Annotated in this window: 3 protein-coding genes; 1 reads left to right on the top strand and 2 read right to left on the bottom strand. The window is 70.3% G+C overall.

Annotated features, from left to right (window positions below; genetic code table 11):
- Positions 1-2 precede the first annotated feature (2 nt).
- Positions 3-527 carry a hypothetical protein gene (locus VD972_RS45430; RefSeq protein WP_414654005.1) on the bottom strand — a complete coding sequence of 175 codons (525 nt, stop codon included), beginning with the start codon at positions 525-527 and terminating at the stop codon, positions 3-5.
- A gap of 15 nt (positions 528-542) precedes the next feature.
- Here VD972_RS45430 and VD972_RS07925 point away from each other — a divergent pair, with 15 nt between their 5' ends.
- Entirely contained in the window at positions 543-821 is a 279-nt protein-coding gene (locus tag VD972_RS07925) for a LytTR family DNA-binding domain-containing protein (RefSeq protein ID WP_324983185.1), read from the top strand.
- Between the two features lie 334 nt (positions 822-1,155).
- On the opposite strand, the gene VD972_RS07920 is transcribed toward VD972_RS07925, so the two are convergent.
- On the bottom strand, positions 1,156-3,640 hold a 2,485-nt coding region (locus VD972_RS07920; protein WP_324983182.1), incomplete at its 5' end, for a PKD domain-containing protein.

The raw sequence follows: 3,640 nt of genomic DNA, 5'->3' as shown, positions 1-3,640 counted from the left end.
GCTCACCCTGGCCTTGCCCCTCCAGGGGGAGGCGGCAGCGGACTGGGGCGCCTTGGCGGGCGCGGCTGTGGGCTTCCGCACCACGCGCTCTGGGTCGGCCCCTGGGCCGGTGCCAGTCTCTGCGGCTGCGAGGGTAGGCCCAGGTGTTCCAATATCGCGCGCACGCCATGGCGGGCCGTCACATACGCCAACACCCGGCGCCTGCCCCCGCAACGGCTACACGCGAACACATCCAGCTCGAACGTCCGGCGGAGCAACCCCGCCCCATCCAGCTGCGGCGGCCTCTTGCTCGTGTGTTGCACCGCGCCTGGCTCGGCAGTCGCCACCTGCGCCTGGCTCTGCTCGGGCCCCGGCTGGGCCTGCTGCCCAGGGCGCACCCATGGCCCCAGTTTGGCTCCCGGGGCAAACACTCCGTGGTACCTCGTCAGGTTCACCCGGGGCGCAGGTATCAGGCTCGCGGTGCGCCGTAACAGCGTAAGCCCGGTGAAGGACAAGTGCGTGGTGCCGTCCGGTAGCGGTCGCTTCATCCTCCAGGAGATCCGATGAGCGCGTTGAGCGCCGCGGCGAACGCGCACCGTGCCATCCTGGCTCGCGCTCGCGACCCACCGTCCCTCCGGACCGAACGCCAGCTCGCCCCGCGGGTGCACCGGCGCGCGCTGCTGAACCTGGCACACGTGACGAGGCTGGAGCCGCTGGAGACGGGGGGCTACATCGCGCGAACGCCGCGAGGGCACTCGGTGGAGGTGAGCCGCCAGTCCGCGCGCGAGCTGCGCCGGATGCTCGGCCTGCGCCGAGGCCCCGAAGAGGTGTCAGGGACGTGAGCCCCCCAAAACCCTACCCGCGCTCCGGTAGAGGGCGAACCACTTCGAAGAGAGCCTCCTCAACCGCTCCACGTGAATGGGCTCGGTTGGTTCAGGTCGTGCCTGTCACCGCTTCCTGCATCACATCCAAGCGCAGGCGAGGGGCCGGCGGCGAGAGCAGGGGCAGGCGCCTCCGCTGGCTCCACAGGATCGGGCGGCCATCCGTGCCTCGCGCCAGCATCGCTCGGCGCTCCAACCGCAGGCCGGTGCTGGGCACCGTATACAAAGGAGCATAAGGCGAGCCTGGAGAGAGACAGGAGTCCTCCCTCCAGGCTCTGTCTGCGAGGAGGAGGGCCTACGGCCGGCGCCGCCTCAGGCCCAGCGCTACCACCAGCAGCGGCAGCAGCCCTCCGAAGGCGCCACCACCCGTGGAGCAGCCATCCCCATCAGGCTCGGGCAGCGGCTTGCTCTCGGCCACCTGGAACACGGCCGCCTCCGACCAGCCGCTCAGTGCGCCCCGGCTGTCCTTCGCCCGGGCCCGCCACGTGTAAACGCCCGGTGAGAGCACCTCCGCCACCTGGAAGCGGGTGGCACCGTCACCCGAGGCCACCGCGCTGGCGCTCGACACTCGCTCGCCGTCCATCGCGCCCGCGTACACCTCGAACTCGTAGGTGAGCGCGTCCTCGTCCGGATCCTTCGCGTTGAGCACCACGAGGGTGGGCTTCCCGTCGAAGCTCGCCATGCCGGACGAGGGGCTGATCGCCACCGGCGCCCCGGGCACACCGTTGTTCGGGTTCTGCTTCGCGGTGACAGTGAAGCTCCCCGTCACCTCCGCGCCGTCATCGTCGCTGACGGTGACAGTGACGGTGTGCGGCTTGCCGTCCGCCGCCGTCTGCAGGGGCGTGGGCACCCACTGGATGAGCCCGCGCTGGCTCACGCTCATTCCCGCGGGGCCGCTCGAGAGCTTCCACGTCAGCGGGTCGCGTGCGCCCGCGGAGTCCGTGGCGGTGAGCTGGAGCTCGAACGCCTGGCCCGCGGTGGCCTCGTGCGTGGGCGCCACGGCCGTCAGCACCGGCGGCGTGTTCTTCACCACGATGGCGAAGGTGTGCTCCGTCCGGCTGTCCTCGTCCTCCACCCAGACGGTGGCCTGCCAGGTGTCGCTGCCCACGGGGTTGTCCAGGTAGCGGAACACCGCGCGCGGATCCGAGCTCACATGGTCCACCTGCCCGTCGCCGTCGAAGTCCCACGCGTAGTAGCGCACCGGGTCCATGGCGGCGGTGGGAGAGCCGCTGGTGGCCGTCACGCGGAACTCCACCGTCCGAGGCTCGTCCCCGGAGAGCGAGCTGGCCAGCGCCTCACGGATGTCCGGGCTCGGATCCTGCACGCTCAGGTTCACCGTCCGCACCTCGGAGACGCTGCCGTCCGCGTCCACGATGCGCGCGGCGATGACACGCGCCCCGTCCTTGTCGAAGACGTGATCCAGCGCCACGTTGCCACCCGCCGCGTAGGTCTGCTCGCGGTCCGCGTCGAAGGTCGTCCCGTCGTAGTCCAGGTCGAACTGGACGGTCCATGGCGAGGCGCCGTCACCGGGGTCCGTGAAGGAGGAGGCCAGCGCGTACGGGGCGCCCTCCAGGAGGCTGGCGACGCCCGCGAGCGCGCTCAGCACGGGCTGCACGTCCGAGATGGTGACAGTGGTGGTCTGCAGGCTCGAGGCGCCGTTGTCCTTGTCCACCACGCGCACGGCCACCGTGAAGGTGCCGTCGCGGCGGAAGACATGATCCAGGGTGATGGGGCCCTGGGCGGTGAGGCTCTGGCTGCGGTCGGGCCTGAACTCCGTCCCGTCGTAGTCCATGTCCCACTCCACCCTCCACGGGTTGTCGGAGGCGCCTACGTCGCTGAACGAGGCCGTCAGACGCACGGACTGACCCTCGCTGGTGCTGGACGGCGTGGCCGTGGGCACTACCGCCACGGGGGCCACGTTCTCCACGTTCACCACCAGGGTGCGGATGGCGGAGGTGCCTCCATCCCGGTCCTTCACACGCAGGCCGACGATGTAGCGCCCGCTCTGAGGATAGGTGCGGCTGCCGGTGATGGCGCCCTCGGCCGTGAAGGTCTCCGTGCCCTCCACGGTGAAGGTGGTGCCCACGTAGTCGTAGTCGAACTCGGCCGTCCAGTTCGCGTCCGCCGCGCCATCCGCGTCCGAGAAGGTGGCGGTGAAGTCCAGCGTGCCGCCCTCGGCCACCGAGGCCTGCACCCCGGCGAGGTTGTTCACCACCGGCGGGGCGTTCGTCCGGAACAGCAGGGACAGGTTGTTGGCCAGGTTCTTGGCGTTGTAGCTGAACAGCGTCGCGTCCGTGGAGATGACCTGGACGCCCACCGTGCCCGAGCCGGCGCGATCATACGTGTCCGTCCCGTCCCGGAAGTCCACGTCCAGGTAGTTGAAGCGCACCTCGGAGCTGTTCTCCTTGAACACCACCTGGAAGGTGACGGTGGGGTAGGGCACATCCGTGCGCCGGCTGAAGTTGCCGATCTCGCGCCACTCGATGACCCACTCGCGGTCGGGCGCCGTGCCCAGCACCTCGTGGTACACGTTGCCCGGCGGCGCGGTGGCCGTGTGGAGGTTGTCCCAGAAGGGCGACACCAGCGTCGCCCAGTTGGTGGTGGGCAGACGCACGTTGGCGCTGCTGAAGCGTGAGTCGGTGAAGCTCAGGTAGCCCTCCGCGGACACCCACGCGTTGGCGAAGCCCAGGTGGTTGCCGTACCGCACGGGGAACGGCGTGGGCACCTGCACCACCGTGCCGTCCACCACGTTGAGCGGCGTGCCCGTGATCGTCCGCCAC

Origin of the sequence: Hyalangium sp. (assembly GCF_035629615.1) — a bacterium.
Classification (GTDB): domain Bacteria; phylum Myxococcota; class Myxococcia; order Myxococcales; family Myxococcaceae; genus Hyalangium.
Note: the sequence above shows the minus strand (reverse complement) of the source record. Positions and strands in the feature narration are given on the sequence as shown.

Coding starts and splice junctions, on each gene's coding strand:
- VD972_RS45430 (WP_414654005.1), bottom strand. CDS start 527: ATGAAGCGACCGCTACCGGACGGCACCACGCACTTGTCCTTCACCGGG.
- VD972_RS07925 (WP_324983185.1), top strand. CDS start 543: ATGAGCGCGTTGAGCGCCGCGGCGAACGCGCACCGTGCCATCCTGGCT.